20 protein-coding genes are annotated in these 17,065 nt (G+C 68.6%); 13 read left to right on the forward strand and 7 right to left on the reverse strand.

Annotated elements, in window-relative coordinates:
- Positions 1 to 18 precede the first annotated feature (18 nt).
- The gene (locus QTI33_RS28805; protein ID WP_286509870.1) at positions 19 to 2,016 is read right to left on the reverse strand and encodes a DNA topoisomerase IV subunit B; all 1,998 of its coding nucleotides are present in this window, start codon (positions 2,014 to 2,016) and stop codon (positions 19 to 21) included.
- A gap of 220 nt (positions 2,017 to 2,236) precedes the next feature.
- On the opposite strand from QTI33_RS28805, the gene QTI33_RS28810 reads away from it, so the two are divergent.
- The 6 genes from QTI33_RS28810 (at position 2,237) to QTI33_RS28835 (ending at position 7,091) form a co-directional block, all read left to right on the forward strand.
- Entirely contained in the window at positions 2,237 to 3,451 is a 1,215-nt protein-coding gene (locus QTI33_RS28810; protein WP_286509871.1) for an MFS transporter, read from the forward strand.
- A 3-nt stretch (positions 3,452 to 3,454) separates the two neighbouring features.
- The gene (locus tag QTI33_RS28815; protein ID WP_286509872.1) at positions 3,455 to 3,595 is read left to right on the forward strand and encodes a hypothetical protein; all 141 of its coding nucleotides are present in this window, start codon (positions 3,455 to 3,457) and stop codon (positions 3,593 to 3,595) included.
- Positions 3,592 to 4,143 (forward strand): class I SAM-dependent methyltransferase, encoded by a 552-nt coding sequence (locus tag QTI33_RS28820; protein ID WP_286509873.1) that lies wholly within the window; start codon positions 3,592 to 3,594, stop codon positions 4,141 to 4,143. The genes QTI33_RS28815 and QTI33_RS28820 overlap by 4 nt, the downstream gene beginning before the upstream one ends.
- A 41-nt stretch (positions 4,144 to 4,184) precedes the next feature.
- Positions 4,185 to 5,111 carry a 4-hydroxy-tetrahydrodipicolinate synthase gene (dapA, locus tag QTI33_RS28825; RefSeq protein ID WP_286509874.1) on the forward strand — a complete coding sequence of 309 codons (927 nt, stop codon included), beginning with the start codon at positions 4,185 to 4,187 and terminating at the stop codon, positions 5,109 to 5,111.
- Between the two features lie 116 nt (positions 5,112 to 5,227).
- Entirely contained in the window at positions 5,228 to 6,304 is a 1,077-nt protein-coding gene (gene bamC / locus QTI33_RS28830; protein ID WP_286509875.1) for an NlpB/DapX family lipoprotein, read from the forward strand.
- A gap of 10 nt (positions 6,305 to 6,314) precedes the next feature.
- Positions 6,315 to 7,091, forward strand: coding sequence for an MBL fold metallo-hydrolase (locus QTI33_RS28835; RefSeq protein WP_286509877.1), 777 nt, complete (start codon positions 6,315 to 6,317; stop codon positions 7,089 to 7,091).
- 53 nt (positions 7,092 to 7,144) lie between these two features.
- Here QTI33_RS28835 and QTI33_RS28840 read toward each other — a convergent pair whose 3' ends face one another.
- The 3 genes from QTI33_RS28840 to QTI33_RS28850 form a co-directional block, all read right to left on the reverse strand.
- Positions 7,145 to 7,384, reverse strand: a complete 240-nt coding sequence (locus QTI33_RS28840) for a hypothetical protein (RefSeq protein WP_286509878.1) — start codon at positions 7,382 to 7,384, stop codon at positions 7,145 to 7,147.
- 93 nt (positions 7,385 to 7,477) lie between these two features.
- Positions 7,478 to 7,981, reverse strand: a complete 504-nt coding sequence (locus QTI33_RS28845) for a hypothetical protein (protein ID WP_286509879.1) — start codon at positions 7,979 to 7,981, stop codon at positions 7,478 to 7,480.
- Positions 7,971 to 9,110, reverse strand: coding sequence for a JmjC domain-containing protein (locus QTI33_RS28850; protein WP_286509880.1), 1,140 nt, complete (start codon positions 9,108 to 9,110; stop codon positions 7,971 to 7,973). Before QTI33_RS28850 ends, QTI33_RS28845 begins: the two co-directional genes overlap by 11 nt.
- Before the next feature lie 14 nt (positions 9,111 to 9,124).
- Here QTI33_RS28850 and QTI33_RS28855 point away from each other — a divergent pair, with 14 nt between their 5' ends.
- A complete protein-coding gene (locus QTI33_RS28855) occupies positions 9,125 to 9,649 on the forward strand; it encodes an FKBP-type peptidyl-prolyl cis-trans isomerase (protein ID WP_286509881.1) in 525 nt (174 codons plus the stop codon).
- A 63-nt stretch (positions 9,650 to 9,712) separates the two neighbouring features.
- Here QTI33_RS28855 and QTI33_RS28860 read toward each other — a convergent pair whose 3' ends face one another.
- The 3 genes from QTI33_RS28860 to coaBC form a co-directional block, all read right to left on the reverse strand.
- Positions 9,713 to 10,204 (reverse strand): outer membrane lipoprotein, encoded by a 492-nt coding sequence (locus QTI33_RS28860; protein ID WP_286509882.1) that lies wholly within the window; start codon positions 10,202 to 10,204, stop codon positions 9,713 to 9,715.
- Between the two features lie 173 nt (positions 10,205 to 10,377).
- On the reverse strand, positions 10,378 to 10,824 hold the full coding sequence (gene dut / locus QTI33_RS28865; RefSeq protein WP_286509883.1) for a dUTP diphosphatase: 447 nt from the start codon (positions 10,822 to 10,824) through the stop codon (positions 10,378 to 10,380).
- A gap of 38 nt (positions 10,825 to 10,862) precedes the next feature.
- A complete protein-coding gene (gene coaBC, locus QTI33_RS28870; protein WP_286509885.1) occupies positions 10,863 to 12,089 on the reverse strand; it encodes a bifunctional phosphopantothenoylcysteine decarboxylase/phosphopantothenate--cysteine ligase CoaBC in 1,227 nt (408 codons plus the stop codon).
- Between the two features lie 78 nt (positions 12,090 to 12,167).
- Here coaBC and pyrG point away from each other — a divergent pair, with 78 nt between their 5' ends.
- From pyrG to QTI33_RS28900, 6 genes are read left to right on the forward strand one after another with little or no spacing between them, the layout of a single operon-like run.
- Positions 12,168 to 13,838, forward strand: coding sequence for a CTP synthase (gene pyrG / locus QTI33_RS28875; RefSeq protein WP_286509888.1), 1,671 nt, complete (start codon positions 12,168 to 12,170; stop codon positions 13,836 to 13,838).
- Positions 13,835 to 14,692: a 3-deoxy-8-phosphooctulonate synthase gene (gene kdsA / locus QTI33_RS28880; protein ID WP_286509889.1), complete on the forward strand. Its 858-nt coding sequence runs from the start codon at positions 13,835 to 13,837 to the stop codon at positions 14,690 to 14,692. The genes pyrG and kdsA overlap by 4 nt, the downstream gene beginning before the upstream one ends.
- On the forward strand, positions 14,689 to 14,979 hold the full coding sequence (locus QTI33_RS28885) for a DUF1330 domain-containing protein (RefSeq protein ID WP_286509891.1): 291 nt from the start codon (positions 14,689 to 14,691) through the stop codon (positions 14,977 to 14,979). The genes kdsA and QTI33_RS28885 overlap by 4 nt, the downstream gene beginning before the upstream one ends.
- A gap of 19 nt (positions 14,980 to 14,998) precedes the next feature.
- Positions 14,999 to 16,282, forward strand: a complete 1,284-nt coding sequence (eno, locus tag QTI33_RS28890) for a phosphopyruvate hydratase (RefSeq protein WP_286509892.1) — start codon at positions 14,999 to 15,001, stop codon at positions 16,280 to 16,282.
- Between the two features lie 20 nt (positions 16,283 to 16,302).
- A complete protein-coding gene (gene ftsB, locus QTI33_RS28895; protein WP_286509893.1) occupies positions 16,303 to 16,578 on the forward strand; it encodes a cell division protein FtsB in 276 nt (91 codons plus the stop codon).
- Between the two features lie 21 nt (positions 16,579 to 16,599).
- A complete protein-coding gene (locus tag QTI33_RS28900; protein WP_286509894.1) occupies positions 16,600 to 17,061 on the forward strand; it encodes a P-loop NTPase family protein in 462 nt (153 codons plus the stop codon).
- Positions 17,062 to 17,065 lie beyond the last annotated feature (4 nt).

Here is a 17,065-nt window from a genome sequence, read left to right on the forward strand (position 1 = left end):
ACGATTTGTTCGCCGCCGTCACACGTCGATGTCGACGTCGTCCGCGCGCAGCTCCATCAGCTCGCGCCGCGCCGCCGCTTCGCCCTTGCCCATCAGCTTGGTGATCTCGCCTTCGGTGCCCTGGGTGTCGAAGCGCCCGAGCCGCACCTGCAGCAGCCGCCGCGTGTCGGGGTTGAGCGTGGTCTCCCACAACTGCTCCGCGTTCATCTCGCCCAGTCCCTTGAAGCGGCTGATGCTCCAGGCGCCTTCGCGCACGCCGTCCTTGCGCAGCTTGTCGAGAGTCGCCGTGAGTTCGCCCTCGTCGAGGGCATAGAACTTCGAGGCCGGCTTCTTGCCGCGCGCCGGCGCATCGACGCGGAACAGCGGCGGCTTCGCCACGTACACGTGGCCGGCCTCGATCAGCTTCGGGAAATGGCGGAAGAACAGGGTCAAAAGCAGCACCTGGATGTGCGAGCCGTCGACGTCGGCATCGCTCAGGATGCAGACCTTGCCGTAGCGCAGGCCCGACATGTCGGGTGAATCGTTCGGGCCGTGCGGATCGACGCCGACCGCCACCGAGATGTCGTGGATCTCGGTGTTGGCGAACAGGCGATCGCGCTCGACCTCCCAGGTGTTCAGCACCTTGCCGCGCAGCGGCAGGATGGCCTGGCTCTCCTTGTCGCGGCCCATCTTGGCGCTGCCGCCGGCCGAGTCGCCCTCGACCAGGAAGACTTCGTTGTGGGCCGTGTCCTTGCTTTCGCAGTCGGTCAGCTTGCCGGGCAGCACGGCGACGCCGGAGCCCTTGCGCTTCTCGACCTTCTGGCCGGCCCTCTGGCGCGTCTGCGCGGCCTTGATGGCCAGCTCCGCCAGCTTGCGGCCGTAGTCGACATGCTGGTTCAACCACAGCTCGAGCGCCGGGCGCACGAAGCTCGACACCAGCCGCACCGCATCGCGCGAGTTGAGGCGCTCCTTGATCTGGCCCTGGAACTGCGGGTCGAGCACCTTGGCCGACAGCACGTACGAGGCGCGCGCGAACACGTCCTCGGGCAGCAGCTTGACGCCCTTGGGCAGCAGCGAATGCAACTCGATGAAGCTCTTGACCGCATTGAACAGGCCATCGCGCAAGCCGCTCTCGTGGGTGCCGCCGGCGCTGGTCGGGATCAGGTTGACGTAGCTCTCGCGCACCGGCTGGCCGTCCTCGGTGAAGGCCACGCACCAGTCGGCGCCCTCGCCTTCGGCGAAGTTGTCGGCGTTCTTGTCGGCATGGCCCGCGCCTTCGAACAGCGGGATCACCGGATCGCCGTTGAGCGTCTGCATCAGGTAGTCGCGCAGGCCGCCCTTGTAGAGCCAGGTCTGGGTTTCCTTGGTCTTCTCGACCACCAGCGTGACCGTGACGCCCGGCATCAGCACCGCCTTGCTGCGCAGCAGGTGGGTGAGCTCGTGGATCGGCAGCGCGGCGGATTCGAAGTACTTCGGATCGGGCCAGGCGCGCACCGTGGTGCCCTGGCGGCGGTCGCGCGCGCCCTCGCCGTTCGAGGCCGCGGCGCTCTCCTGGGGCCGCACCTTGAGTTGCTCGACCACGTCCCCGGCCGAGAACGCGAGCTGCGCCACCGAGCCTTCGCGGTACGAGGTCACCTCGAGCCGGGTCGACAGCGCGTTGGTCACCGACACGCCGACGCCGTGCAGGCCGCCCGAGAAGCTGTAGGCGCCGCCCGAGCCCTTGTCGAACTTGCCGCCCGCGTGCAGCCGCGTGAACACCAGCTCGACCACCGGCGCCTTTTCTTCCGGATGCAGGCCGAACGGAATGCCGCGGCCGTCGTCCTCGACGCTGACCGAGCCGTCGGCGTGGAGGACGACCTTGATTTTCTTGCCATAGCCCGCGAGCGCTTCGTCGGCCGCGTTGTCGAGCACTTCCTGAATGATGTGCAGCGGGTTGTCGGTGCGGGTGTACATCCCCGGCCGCTGCTTGACGGGCTCGAGGCCCTTGAGGACGCGAATCGAGGATTCGCCGTAACTGCCTGGTTCCTTGCTTGCCATGGCGCGGGATTCTAGGCCCCCACGCTCCCCCACTTCGTGTGGGTCGCTGCCCCCCGAGGGGGCGCGGTCCGCCTTGGGGCGGCCCGGCGGCGGACCAGGCCTTGGCTCCGGTCGGCCCGCCGCGCCCTGCGCCGCACGCATCAAAGGCCGGCAAAAATATCAACAATCGCCGCCAGCAGGCCGCCGACGCGTTCGCCGGCTTTTGGGTACATTTTCGCGAATGACTTCTTCCCACCAGCCGCTCAGCATCCAGCGGGTGCTCATCTGCGGCGCCCTCATCGTCACCCTGTCGATGGGCGTTCGCCATGGCTTCGGGCTGTGGCTGCAACCGATCACCCAGGACCAGGGCTGGACCCGCCAGGCCTTCTCGCTGGCGCTGGCGATCCAGAACCTGTCGTGGGGCATCGTCGGCGTCTTCGCCGGCATGCTGGCCGACAAGTTCGGCGCGCTCAAGGTCATGGTGGCCGGCGCCGTCTTCTACGCGCTGGGGCTGGCCGGCATGGCGCTGTCGCACACGCCGCTGATGTTCGCCCTGACCGCCGGCGTGCTGATCGGGGCCGCCCAGGCCGGCACCACCTACGCGGTGATCTACGGCGTCATCGGGCGCCAGATCCCGGCCGAGCGCCGCTCCTGGGCGATGGGCGTGGCGGCCGCGGCCGGCTCCTTCGGCCAGTTCCTCATGGTGCCGGTCGAGGGGCAGCTGATCGCCCGGCTCGGCTGGCAGACGGCGCTGCTGGCGCTGGCGGCCCTGGCGCTGCTGATCATCCCGCTGGCCTTCTCGCTGCGCGAGCCGCGGCTCGCCGCCGCCGGCGGCCAGCGCGACCAGACCATCCTGCAGGCGGTGCAGGAAGCCTTCAGGTACCCGAGCTTCGTGCTGCTGATGGCGGGCTACTTCGTCTGCGGCTTCCAGCTGGCCTTCATCGGCATCCACATGCCGAGCTACCTGCGCGACAAGGGGCTCTCGCCCGAGGTCGCCAGCTATGCGCTGGCGCTGATCGGCCTGTTCAACATCTTCGGCACCTACACGGCCGGGGCGCTCGGCGCCCGGCTGGCCAAGCGCAAGCTGCTGGCGGCCATCTACCTGAGCCGGGCGGCGGCGATCGGGCTGTTCCTGCTGGTGCCGCTGTCGCCGCTGTCGGTCTATGTGTTCGCCGCGGCGATGGGCTTCCTGTGGCTGTCGACCGTGCCGCTGACCAGCGGCATCGTGGCCCAGATCTTCGGCGTCGCCCACCTCTCGATGCTGGGCGGCTTCGTCTTCCTGAGCCACCAGGTCGGCTCCTTCCTCGGCGTCTGGCTCGGCGGCTACCTGTACGACCGCCTGGGCAGCTACGACCTGGTCTGGTACCTCGCGATCGCGCTCGGCGTCATGGCGGCGCTGGTCAACCTGCCGGTCAAGGAGGCGGCCATCGTGCGGCCTCGGCTCCAGCCCGCCTGAGCCATGTCCCGGATCGCGCACCACCGCCTCGTCCGGGCCGCCTGGCTCGGCGCCGCCGCGCTGGCGCTGGCCGGGGTCTTCGCGCTCTACACCCGGCCGGCCTTCCTGGTCACGCTGGTGGACCAGATCTGGGCCTGCTTTTGAACCACGCGACGCTGGCCCCTTCGCCCTGGATCGTGCGCTGGTCGCACCTGCTGGCACCGGGCGCCGACATGCTCGACGTGGCCTGCGGCAGCGGCCGCCACATGCGCTGGTTCGCCGAGCGGGGCCACCCGGCCACCGGCGTCGACCGGTCCCGCGAGGCGATCGACGCCGCGGCGACCTTCGGCCATGCCCTGCTGGCCGACATCGAGTCGGGACCCTGGCCTTTCGAGGGCCAGCGCTTCGGGGCGGTGGTCGTCACCAACTACCTCTGGCGCCCGCGCCTGGCGGACATCGTCGCGGCGGTCGCGCCCGGCGGCGTTTTGCTTTATGAAACCTTCGCCGCAGGCAACGAGCAGGTGGGGAAGCCGTCCCGGCCTGATTTCCTGCTCCAGCCCGGCGAATTGCTGGCCGCCTGCACCGGGCTGCGGGTGGTCGCGTACGAGGACGGCTTCCTGGGCGAACCCGAGCGTTTCGTCCAGCGGATCGCCGCCATCCGCCCGCAGGCCGCCCCGGCCACGCCGCCCCGACATCTGCTCCAAGCCCCCTAGCCGGGGCCGGCCGTGTCGAAGGACGGGGCCAGGTCAGTAGAATGGCTGCTTTTCGGGCAACCCACAAAGAGATTCCCTTGGAGCAACTGACAGGTAGCATCGTTGCGCTCGTCACGCCGATGCACGACGACGGCAGTGTCGACTATCCCGCCCTGCGCCGGCTGATCGACTGGCACATCGACGAAGGCACCGATTGTCTCGGCGTCGTCGGCACCACCGGCGAATCGCCGACGGTCGACGTCGAAGAGCACTGCGAGATCATCCGCGTCTCGGTCGAGCAGGCGCGCGGCCGCGTGCCCGTGATGGCCGGCTGCGGCGCGAATTCCACCAAGGAAGCGATCGAGCTCGCCAAATACGCCCGCGGCGTGGGCGCCGATTGCCAGCTCCAGGTGGTGCCCTACTACAACAAGCCGACCCAGGAAGGCCAGTACCAGCACTTCAAGGCGATCGCCGAAGCGGTGGGCGACCTGCCGACGGTACTCTACAACGTGCCCGGCCGCACGGTGGCGGACATGGCGCACGACACGGTGCTGCGGCTGGCGCAGTTGCCCGGCATCATCGGCATCAAGGAAGCCACCGGCAACATCGAACGCGCCCAGTGGCTGATCCGCGAGCTGCCGAAGAGCTTCGCCGTCTATTCCGGCGACGACCCGACCGCGGTCGCGCTGATGCTGTGCGGCGGCCAGGGCAACATCAGCGTCACGGCCAACGTGGCGCCGCGCAAGATGCACGAACTGTGCGTCGCGGCGATCGCCGGCGACGTCCGGCGGGCCATGCAGATCCAGTTCGAACTGATGCCGCTGCACCGCAACCTGTTCGTCGAACCCAATCCGATTCCGGTCAAGTGGGCGATGGCACGGCTCGGCCTGTGCGGCGGCGCGCTGCGGCTGCCGCTCACCGAGTTGGCCGAAGGCGGCCGGCCGGTGGTCGAAGCCGCACTGCGCGCCAGCGGCCTGCTCAAGGATTGACCCCACCTTTACCAGCGGGCGTTCGCGAACGCCGGCAACCTTTTGCCCGCAGCCCGCTCAGAGAGAGCGGGCACGTGCCCACCGATCGAGCTCAACATTCCAAAAGGAAGTAGACGTTGAAAACCATTTCGCGATTCGCATTGCTGGCCCTGGTCGCCAGTCTCGCCGCCTGCTCGGCCCTCGAGAGCGACAAGATCGACTACAAGAGCGCCGGCAAGGCCCCGACGCTCGAGGTCCCGCCCGACCTGACCCAGCTGTCGCGCGACAACCGCTACGCGGTGCCGGGCGGCGCGGTCACGGCCAACTCCTACCAGGCCGGCCTGGCCAATGCGCCCAGCCTGCCGACCGCGGTCAGCTCGGTCGGCGACGTGAAGATGGAGCGCGCGGGCACGCAGCGCTGGCTCATCGTCAACCGCTCGGCCGACCAGCTCTGGGAACCGGTGCGCGACTTCTGGCAGGAGAGCGGCTTCCTGCTGACCACCGACCAGCGCAATCTCGGCATCATGGAAACCGACTGGGCCGAGAACCGCGCCAAGCTGCCGCAGGACATCATCCGCGGCACCATCGGCAAGCTCATGGACTCGGTCTACTCGACCGGTGAACTCGACCGCTTCCGCACCCGGCTGGAGCGCACCCCCAACGGCACCGAGATCTTCATCAGTCACCGCGGCATGGAAGAGGTCTACAGTAGTTCGCGCAAGGACCAGACCGCCTGGCAGCCGCGCGCCAGCGACCCCGAGCTCGAGGCCGAATTCCTGCGCCGCCTGATGGTCAAGCTCGGCGTCTCGCAAGAGCAGTCGAAGGTCATCGCTGCCGCCGGCGCCGCGCCGCAGACCGCCAAGGTCGCCAATGTCGGCGGCCAGCCGGTGGTGCAGATCAACGACAACTTCGAGCGCGCCTGGCGCCGCGTCGGCCTGGCGCTCGACCGCACCGGCTTCACGGTCGAAGACCGCGACCGCACCGCCGGCACCTACTTCGTGCGCTACGTGCCGCCGAACCCGAACAAGTCGGAGCCGAGCATCTTCTCCAAGCTGTTCGGCTCGGGCAAGACCGAGGCGCCGCTCAAGTTCCGCATCCTGGTCAAGGGCCAGGGCGAGACCAGCACGGTCTCGGTGCTGAACGAAGCCGGCGCGCCCGACAGCACGGCCAATGCGCAGCGCATCGTGCAGGTCATCGCCGACGACCTGAAGTAAGCCGGACCCGATGCTGCGCTTCCGCAGTCTGGGCAGCGGCAGCACCGGCAACGCCACGCTGGTCGAGGCGACCAGCGGCGGCCGCGTCACGCGGCTGTTGATCGACTGCGGCTTCGCGCTGCGCCACCTCGACACGCGGCTGGCCGCCGCCGGCCTCGCCGCCGCCGACATCGACGCGGTCTTCATCACCCACGAGCACGGCGACCACATCGGCTGCGCGCGGGCCTTGTCGCGCCGCGAGCAGATCCCGGTGTGGATGAGCGAAGGCACCTGGCTGGCGACCGGCGGGCACGACTACCAGGGCCGGCTGCATCTGGCGCGCGACGGCGTGGACATCGAGGTCGGCGACCTCTGCATCCAGCCCTTCACCGTGCCGCACGATGCGCGCGAGCCGCTGCAGCTGCGCTGCACCGACGGCGCGCGCCACCTCGGCGTGCTCACCGACCTGGGCCATGCCACCCCGCACGTGCTGGCCTGCCTGATGGGGCTGGACGCCCTGCTGCTGGAGTTCAACCACGACAGCGACCTGCTGGCCGGCTCCGCCTACCCGCCCTTCCTCAAGCAGCGCGTGGGCGGCAACTACGGGCATCTGTCGAACAGCGCGGCCGCCGCCATCGCGCGCGCGGTGCACCACGGCGGCTTGCGCCACCTGCTGGCGGCCCACCTGAGCGAACAGAACAACCGGCCCGAGATCGTGCGCGAGGCGATGGCGGCGGCGCTGGGCGCCAGCGCGCACGAGATGCTGACGGCCACGGCGTCCGAAGGCTCGCCCTGGCTCGCGCTCTGAGCCCATGAAAAAGGCCGCCCGAGGGCGGCCCGCAGCCACAGCGCCTCCTGCCCTCAGGGCTTGGCCGGCGGCGTCTCGGCGTTCTTCTTCGCGGCCTCGGTGGCCGCATTGGCGGCATCGAGCGCCGACTGCGCATTGGGCGCCGGCGCTGGTGCTGGTGCTGGCGCAGGAGCCGCCGGCGGCGTGACCACGACGGGCGCCGGCGCGACCACGGCCGGCGGCTCATCCTTCTTTCCGCAGGCCGTCAACGCGGCGGCGGCCATCAGGGCAGCGATCAACAGGGACTTCTTCATTGGGGGACTCCTTTGGATGAAGACAGCAAGGAAAAAATTCTAGACCCGTGGTCGGGTCCCGGGCCCCGATCCGCTGCGATTCGCGGCTTTGGCTTACAAACCCAGCGTGCTCGCCGCGAAGGTCGGCCGCGCATGCCGCAGGCATTCGTCGATCCGCTCGCGCACTGCGCGGCGCCCCTCGGGCGCGCGGCCGCAGGTCCCGCGCGGGTGTTCGAGGTCGATGCGATGCAGGAACCAGCCTGGTGCCCAGATCGCGCTCGGCACCGGTGGCAGGCCGGCCCCCTGGCAGGCACGGGCATCGACGATGTGGCTCCACATGCGCCGCCAGTGCACGAAGCGTGCATGTTCGCGCGCGAAGACGTCGAAACGCTGCGCCAGCAAGACCATGCTGCGCCCGGCCGCCGACCAGGCCTGCAGCGCCTCGACCGTCTTGCGCTCGCCCAGCGGCCAGTCGCTGAAGTCGGGATCGGACAGCACGATCTCGCGCCAGTTCTGGCGCGCCGCGGCGCCGAGCGCCGCGTGCAGATGGTCGTGGAAGGCGCGGCGGCCGTCGAAGGCGCCCTCGGGCAAGTCGACGCCGGCCGCCTCATCCGGCATGCAGCCACCCCGCTTCGCACCAGTCGCCCAGCAGCGCCAGCGCATCCTCGCTGGCGCCGGCCAGTTCGCGCGGACCGAGCGCGCGCCGGTCCGCCAGCTTGCGCATCAGCGTGGCGTCGCGGCCGCCGGCGCGGAAGCTCTCGCCGTTGATGTAGAGATGACGGGTGTCGTAGAGCATGCGGGTGCGGCGGTCCAGCATCACGGCGCTGAACTGCCCGGGCATCTCGCCGGCATCGAACCAGACCGTCGGCTTGGGCTCGGTCATCGACTCGCCGAGCGCGCGGTCGATCACCTCGCCGTCGCGCACCGCGGCCAGCACCGCCTCGCGCGCGAAGGCCTGCAGCGCCGGCGGCATCGCGGCCGGGTTCGCGAGCGCGTCCTGGGTCGGGTCGCGGTAGTGGACGGCGGCCCGCGCCGGTTCGTCCTGGAGGGCATCGGCATGCGCCTCGGCGATGCGCGCCAGCAGGTCGGCCCCGAGCGGCGCGGCAGCCGGCGAGCGCAGACCGATCGAGCAGGTCATGCAGTCGTCGCCGACCGCCACGCCGTCGTGCGCATAGCGCGGCGGCAGGTAGAGCATGTCGCCAGCCTCGAGCACGAAGCTCTGTTCGGCCTCGAAGTTCGAGAGGATCTTGAGCGGCACGCCGGGCTGCAGGCGCAGGTCGCGCTGTTTGCCTATCGACCACCGGCGGCGCCCCTGGGCCTGGAGCAGGAAGACGTCGTAGCTGTCGAAATGCGGCCCGACCCCGCCGCCGTCGCTGGCGTAGCTGATCATCAGGTCGTCGAGCCGGGCGTCGGGCACGAAACGGAATTGTTGCAACAGATCGTGAACGCCCTGATCATGCAGGTCGACGCCCTGCACCAGCAGGGTCCAGCCGGGCTGGTGCAGGCCCGGCAGCGCGCGGCGTGCGAAGGGCCCGTGTTTCAGGGTCCAGCCGGACTTGCGGTGGCGGACCAGGCGCGACTCGACCTCGTCGCGCGCCGCCAGGTCGAACAGCGCAGGCCGTGCGATCGGTGGCACCATGCCGGGCACGGCCTGGCGAACGAGCAGCGGCTTCTTCTGCCAGTGGCGTCGCATGAACTGGCGGGCGCTGAGGCCGCCGAGCAGGGGCAGGGGTAGATCAATCTCCATGGGAGAATTGTCCAATGGAAATCACTGAACAATGCGTGGTGGGCCTGACCTGGACGCTGAAAGATACGCTGGGCGAAGTCCTTGACGTGCTCGACGACCCGGTGGAGTTCCTGGTCGGCGGCGGCGACCTCTTCGACGCCATCGAAGCCGCCCTGCTTGGCCACGAACCCGGCGCCCGGGTGCAACTGCAACTCGAACCCGAACAGGCCTTCGGCGACTTCAACGACCAGTTGCTGTTCCTCGAGCCGCGCTCGCTGTTCCCGCCGGAAACCGAAGAAGGCATGACCTTCGACGGCGCAGCGCTGCCCAAGGGCGTCAACCCCGACATGCCCAAGGACGTGCTCTACACCGTGAGCGAGATCTACCCGGACCACCTGGTGCTGGACGGCAACCATCCGCTGGCCGGCATCGCGATCCGGCTCGACATGACCGTCAAATCGGTGCGCGACGCCACCGAGGACGAGGTCGGCCGAGGCACGGCAGGCACCGGCTTCTTCAAGATCCCGCCCTCGGCACCGGGCAACGACCTGCTTCACTGAAGCTTTCGCGGACGACAAAAAGCCGGGCATGCCCGGCTTTTTTTGAGTTCGTCGCGCGGGCGCTCAGAACCGGGAGATCTGGCCGTTGTCGATCCGCACGCGGTCGCCGATGCGCAGATCGCCCGGGCTCGGCACGTCGAAGGCGCGGTAGCCGCCGTTGTCGGTCTGCACCGAGACCCGATAGCTCTCGTAGACCCGCGGAGCGTTGTTGCGGGATTCGATGTTGTTGCCCAGCAGCGCACCGCCGACCACACCGGCGACAGTGGCCGCGGTACGCCCGCCGCCGCTGCCGATCTGGTTGCCCAGCAGGCCGCCGACCAGGCCGCCCGCGACGGCACCGCCACCGCTGGTGCCGGTGCCCGCGCTTTCGCTGCGCAGCACTTCGATATTGGCGACGCGGCCATATTCGACATAGCGCCCCTGCGGCGCCGGCTGCACCGGCTGGTAGGGATAGCTGGAGGTCTGGTAGACCGGCGCCGGCGCGACGCAGGCGGTCAGGGTGGCGAGTGCCAGCATGGAGGCGCCGACGGAAATGAATCGAGATGGGATCTTCATGATGTTTTGCTCCTCAAGGACGTCTGTCTGTTCAACGCGGCTCAGGCGCGCCGGATGACCTGAAATCGATCGTCGCCGATTGGACCGCCGAGGCCATGCCCGGTTCCTGTCTTTACGTGTGAGCAACAAATGCGCCTCGCTGAAGGCGCCGCCCTACAAGGGCGCGCCAGGCGTCAATGCTTGCCGGTCGAGCCGTAGCCGCCCTCGCCCCGTTCGCTGGGCGGGAACTCGGCCACCACCTCGAACCGGGCCTGCACCACCGGCACGATCACGAGTTGCGCCAGCCGCTCCATGGGCTGCAGCACGAAGGGCGTGTCGCTGCGGTTCCAGGCGCTGATCTTGAGCTCGCCCTGGTAGTCGCTGTCGATCAGGCCGACCAGGTTGCCGAGCACGATGCCGTGCTTGTGGCCCAGGCCCGAGCGCGGCAGGATCAGCGCCGCGAAACCCGGGTCGGCCAGGTGGATGGCGATGCCGGTCCCCACCAGCTGCCAGCCATTGGGCTCCAGCGTGATCGGCGCGTCGAGGCAGGCCCGCAGGTCCAGCCCGGCGCTGCCGGGGGTGGCGTAGGCGGGCAGTTGGTCCTGCATGCGGGGATCGAGGATGCGAACGTCGACTTTCAATTCGTGTGACCTGTTGCGTGAGATGAAAACGAGCCGGCTCAACGGGAGCCGGCGGAAGGAAGGCGGGCGGCTATCTCGGCCACCAGGTCGCGCGCCAGCGTCAGCTTGGGGGCGCGCGGCAGTTCGCGCACGCCCTGGGCGTCGACCAGCAGCAGGCTGTTGTCGTCCTGGCCGAAGGTCAGCGGGCCGATGTTGCCGACCAAGAGCGGAATGCCCTTGCGCTCGCGCTTGGCCTTGGCATGGGCCTCGAGATTCTCGCTCTCGGCGGCGAAGCCGACGCAGAACAGCTGGCCGGCCCTGGCGCGGGCGCCCTGGGCGATGGTCAGCAGGATGTCGTCGTTCTCGGCGAAGTGCAGCACCGGCGGCTTGCCGCTGCTGTCCTTCTTGATCTTCTGGGCGCTGTGCGAGGCCGGACGCCAGTCGGCCACCGCCGCGGTGGCGACGAAGATCGTGGCCGCCTCGGTGGCCTGCAGCGTGGCGTCGAGCATGTCGCGCGCCGATTGGACGTCGACCCGCCGCACGCCGCGCGGCGTCGGCAGGTGCACCGGGCCGGCCACCAGCGTGACCTCGGCGCCGGCATCGCGGGCGGCGCGTGCGATCGCGAAGCCCATCTTCCCGGACGAATGGTTGGTGATGCCTCGGATCGGATCGAGCGCCTCGAAGGTCGGCCCGGCGGTCACGACCACCTGCTGGCCGGCCAGCAGCTTGGGCTGGAACTGCGCGATCACTTCCTCGAGCAGCTGCTGGGCCTCCAGCATGCGGCCGTCGCCGGTCTCGCCACAGGCCTGCCAGCCGTTGCCCACGCCGAGCACGCGGGCGCCGTCGGCATCGACCTGGCGCAGGTTGCGCTGGGTCGCCGGGTGGACCCACATCTCGCGGTTCATGGCCGGTGCGATCAGCAGCGGCACCCGCTCGGCCGGCCGCGCCAGGCACAGCAGGCTCAGCAGTTCGTCGGAGCGCCCCTGCACCAGGCGGGCGATGAAATCGGCGCTGGCCGGGGCCAGCAGGATCGCATCGGCCTCGCGGCTCAGGTTGATGTGCGGCATGTTGTTGGGTTCGCGCGCATCCCACTGCGAGCCGTAGACCGGCCGGCCCGACAGCGCCTGCATCGTCACCGGCGTGATGAACTGCTCGGCCGCCTCGGTCATGACCACCTGCACCGTGGCGCCGGCCTTGACCAGCAGCCGGCACAGTTCGGCCGACTTGTAGCAGGCGATGCCCCCCGTCAGGCCCAGGACGATGTGTTTTCCGCCAAGTTCTTGCATGGCCGGCAGTGTAAAGGGGCAAGGGGCGCCACCTATAATCCCTATTTCCCACTTCCCGGATCTGCGTCCGGAACTGGCATGACCAAATTCGTCTTCGTCACCGGCGGTGTGGTGTCTTCCCTGGGCAAGGGAATCGCCTCCGCCTCGCTCGCCGCCATCCTTGAATCGCGCGGCCTCAAAGTCACCCTCATCAAGCTCGATCCGTACATCAATGTCGATCCCGGCACGATGTCGCCGTTCCAGCATGGCGAGGTGTTCGTCACCGACGACGGTGCCGAGACCGACCTCGACCTCGGCCACTACGAGCGCTTCATCACGACGCGCATGCGCCGTGCCAACAATTTCACCACCGGCCAGATCTACAAGTCCGTGCTCGAGAAGGAGCGCCGCGGCGACTACCTCGGCAAGACGGTGCAGGTGATCCCGCACATCACCAACGAGATCCAGGAATACGTCAAGCGCGGCGCCGGCATCGGCACCGCCCACGAGGTCGACGTCGCGATCGTCGAGATCGGCGGCACGGTCGGCGACATCGAGTCGCTGCCCTTCCTCGAGGCGGTGCGCCAGATGAGCCTGCGCATGGGCCCGAACAACTCGGCCTTCGTGCACCTGAGCTACGTGCCGTGGATCGCCGCCGCCGGCGAACTCAAGACCAAGCCGACCCAGCACACGGCCAAGGAACTGCGCGCCATCGGCATCCAGGCCGACGCCCTGCTGTGCCGCGCCGACCGGCCGATCCCCGACGACGAGCGGGCCAAGATCTCGCTGTTCTCGAACGTGCCCGAATGGGGCGTGATCTCGATGTGGGACGTCGACACCATCTACAAGGTGCCCCGCATGCTGCACGAGCAGGGCCTCGACGGGCTGATCTGCGACAAGCTGCGCATCAACACGCCGCCGGCCAAGCTCAAGCGCTGGGACGACCTGGTCTACGAGGTCGAGCATCCGAAGAAGGAAGTCACGATCGCCATGGTCGGCAAGTACGTCGACCTGTCCGACAGCTACAAGTCGCTCAACGAGGCGCTGCGCCACGCCGGCATGAAGAACCATGCCCGCGTCAAGATCGACTACATCGACTCCGAGACCATCACGCGCGAAGACGTGGCCCGCCTCGGCAAGTACGACGCCATCCTGGTGCCGGGCGGCTTCGGCCAGCGCGGTGTCGAGGGCAAGATCGCGGCCGCCCGCTTCGCCCGCGAGACCAAGGTGCCCTACCTGGGCATCTGCCTGGGCATGCAGGTCGCGACCATCGAATACGCCCGCAACGTGGCCGGCCTCAAGAGCGCCAACAGCACCGAGTTCGACCCTGAAACGCCCACCCCCGTGATCGCCCTGATCACCGAGTGGAAGGACAGCGACGGCACGGTCAAGACCCGCGACGAGAAATCCGACCTCGGCGGCACCATGCGCCTGGGCGCCCAGAGCTCCGACGTCGCGCCCGGCACGCTGGCCCACAGCATCTACGGCGATGTCGTGACCGAGCGCCACCGCCATCGCTACGAGGCCAACGTCAACTACCTCGACGAACTCCGCCGCGCCGGCCTCGTGATCTCGGCGCTGACCCAGCGCGAGCACCTGACCGAGATCGTCGAGCTGCCGAACGACGTGCACCCCTGGTTCATGGGCGTGCAGTTCCACCCCGAATTCAAGTCCACGCCCTGGGGCGGTCATCCGTTGTTCAATGCATTCATCGCCGCGGCGCTCGAGCATCAAGGCGCGGACAAGAAGGCACTGAAGGTGGTCGCATGAAACTCTGCGGATTCGACATCGGCTTGGACAAGCCCTTCTTCCTGATCGCGGGCCCCTGCGTCGTCGAGTCCGAGCAGCTGCAGATGGACACCGCCGGCGCGCTGAAGGAAATCACGGCCTCGCTCGGCATTCCCTTCATCTTCAAGAGCAGCTTCGACAAGGCCAACCGCTCGTCGGGCAGCAGCTTCCGCGGCCCGGGCCGCGACAAGGGCCTCGAGATCCTGGCCAAGGTCAAGCGCGAGCTCGGCCTGCCGGTGCTGACCGACGTCCACACCGAAGAAGACATCACGGCCGCCGCCAAGGTGGTCGACGTGCTGCAGACGCCGGCTTTCCTGTGCCGCCAGACCGACTTCATCCGCGCCGTGGCGCAGTCGGGCAAGCCGGTCAACATCAAGAAGGGCCAGTTCCTCGCACCGCACGACATGAAGAACGTGATCGACAAGGCGCGTGCGGCGGCCAAGGAAAAGGGCCTGCCCGAAGACAGCTTCATGGCCTGCGAACGCGGCGCCAGCTTCGGCTACAACAACCTGGTCTCGGACATGCGCTCGCTGGCGATCATGCGCGAGACCGGCGCCCCGGTGGTGTTCGACGCCACGCACTCGGTGCAGCTGCCGGGCGGCCAGGGCACCAGCTCGGGCGGCCAGCGCGAGATGGTGCCGGTGCTGTCGCGGGCCGCGGTCGCGGTCGGCGTGGCGGGCCTGTTCATGGAAACCCATCCGGACCCTGCCAAGGCGCTGAGCGACGGCCCCAACGCCGTACCGCTGAAGCACATGAAGGCGCTGCTCGAGACGCTGGTGGCGCTCGACGGCGTCACCAAGAAGAACGCATTCCTGGAAGACGTCTTCCAACAATGACCAGCGCCTACATCATCGCCAACGTCGAGGTCACGAACCCGACCCAGTACGAGGACTACAAGAAGTGGTCCTCCGAAGCCATGAAGGTCCATGGCGCCGAAGTCTGCGTGCGCGGCGGCAAGGTCGAGGTGCTCGAGGGCGACTGGCATCCCGAGCGCATCGTGATCCTCAAGTTCCCGAGCGTCGAGCAAGCGAAGAAATTCAACGATTCGCCCGAGTACGGCAAGGCGCGCGCGGCGCGCCAGGGCGCAGCGATCATGCGAATGATCGTCGTCGAAGGCATTTGAACTTAGAGAAAGAGCAAAGATGAGTGCAATCGTAGACATCGTCGGGCGCGAAATCCTCGACAGCCGCGGCAACCCCACCGTCGAATGCGACGTGCTGCTCGAATCGGGCACCATGGGCCGCGCGGCCGTGCCCTCGGGCGCATCGACCGGCTCGCGCGAAGCGATCGAGCTGCGCGACGGCGACAAGGGCCGCTACCTGGGCAAGGGCGTGCTCAAGGCGGTCGAGAACATCAACACCGAGATCTCCGAGTCGGTGCTCGGCCTCGACGCCAGCGAGCAGGCTTTCCTGGACCGCACGCTGCTCGACCTCGACGGCACCGAGAACAAGGCCCGCCTGGGCGCCAACGCCACCCTCGCGGTGTCGATGGCCGTGGCCCGCGCCGCGGCCGAGGAATCGGGGCTGCCGCTGTACCGCTACTTCGGCGGCATGGGCGGCATGCAGCTGCCGGTGCCGATGATGAACGTCATCAACGGCGGCGCCCATGCCAACAACAGCCTGGACCTGCAGGAGTTCATGATCATCCCCGTGGGCGCCAAGAGCTTCCGCGAATCGGTGCGCTATGGCGCCGAGGTGTTCCATGCGCTCAAGAAGATCCTCGGCGACCGCGGCATCAGCACGGCGGTCGGCGACGAAGGCGGCTTCGCCCCCAGCGTCGAAAGCCATGAGGCCGCCATCCAGCTGATCCTCGAAGCCATCGACAAGGCCGGCTACGTGGCCGGCGAGCAGATCGCCCTGGGCCTGGACTGCGCCGCCAGCGAGTTCTACAAGGACGGCAAGTACGTGCTGTCTGGCGAGAACTTGAGCCTCACGGCCGAGAGCTGGACCGACATGCTGGCGAGCTGGGTCGACAAGTACCCGATCATCAGCATCGAGGACGGCATGCACGAGGGCGACTGGGACGGCTGGAAGCACCTGACCGAACGCCTCGGCAAGCGCGTGCAGCTGGTCGGCGACGACCTGTTCGTCACCAACACCAAGATCCTGCAAGAAGGCATCGACCGCGGCATCGCCAACTCGATCCTGATCAAGATCAACCAGATCGGCACCCTGACCGAGACCTTCGCGGCGATCGAGATGGCCAAGCGCGCCGGCTACACCGCCGTCATCAGCCACCGCTCGGGCGAGACCGAGGACAGCACCATCGCGGACATCGCGGTGGGCACCAACGCCGGCCAGATCAAGACCGGCTCGCTGTCGCGTTCGGACCGCATCGCCAAGTACAACCAGCTGCTGCGCATCGAGGAAGACCTCGGTGACGTCGCTTCGTACCCGGGCCGCGGCGCCTTCTACAACCTGCGCTGATCCTCCAGCGGACCGGCGCCATGCGCTCACGCATCGTACCGATCATCCTGGTCCTGCTGCTGCTGATCCTTCAGTGGCAGCTCTGGACCGGGCGCGGCAGCGTGCGCGACGTGGCGCAGCTGCAGGAGAAGCTGGCCGACCAGAAGGAGGCCAACGCCAAGGCGGCGATCAACAACGAGCGGCTTTCCGCCGAGGTCAACGACCTCAAGGAAGGGCTCGAGATGGTCGAGGAGCGGGCCCGCCAGGAGCTCGGCATGGTCAAGCCCAACGAAGTGTTCGTGCAGATCACGCACTGAGGGCCCGGCGCGGCCGACCGCATGACGCCCGAACTCCCCGCAGGCAGCCAGATCGCCGTGCTCGGCGCCGAAGGCACCGGCAGGACGGCGCTGGCGAACGCGCTCGCGCAGCGGCTGCGACAACAGGGCATCGCCGTCGTCGACGGCTCGACGACCCCCATAACGCTGCCGAGCGGCTGCGCCTTCACGCTGCTGATGGGGCTGGACCTTCCATTGGCCGACGCCGAAGCCCTGCAACAGCGGGAGCAGGCCGACGCGCTGCTGCGCGATGCGCTGGCGACGGCCCGACGGCCTTTCGCCGTCGTCCACGGCCGCGGTCCCGAGCGCCTCGCCAACGCCCTTCGGGCGCTCGGGCTCGGTAGCACCGAGCCATCCCGCGGCGCGGCCGCCTGGTCTTGCGACAAGTGCTCCGACCCGGCGTGCGAGCATCGGCTCTTCACCGACCTGCTGCGCCGGCGGGCCGAAGCCGGCACCGATTCATGAAGAC

This window comes from Variovorax davisae (genome assembly GCF_030316845.1).
Classification (GTDB): domain Bacteria; phylum Pseudomonadota; class Gammaproteobacteria; order Burkholderiales; family Burkholderiaceae_C; genus Variovorax; species Variovorax davisae.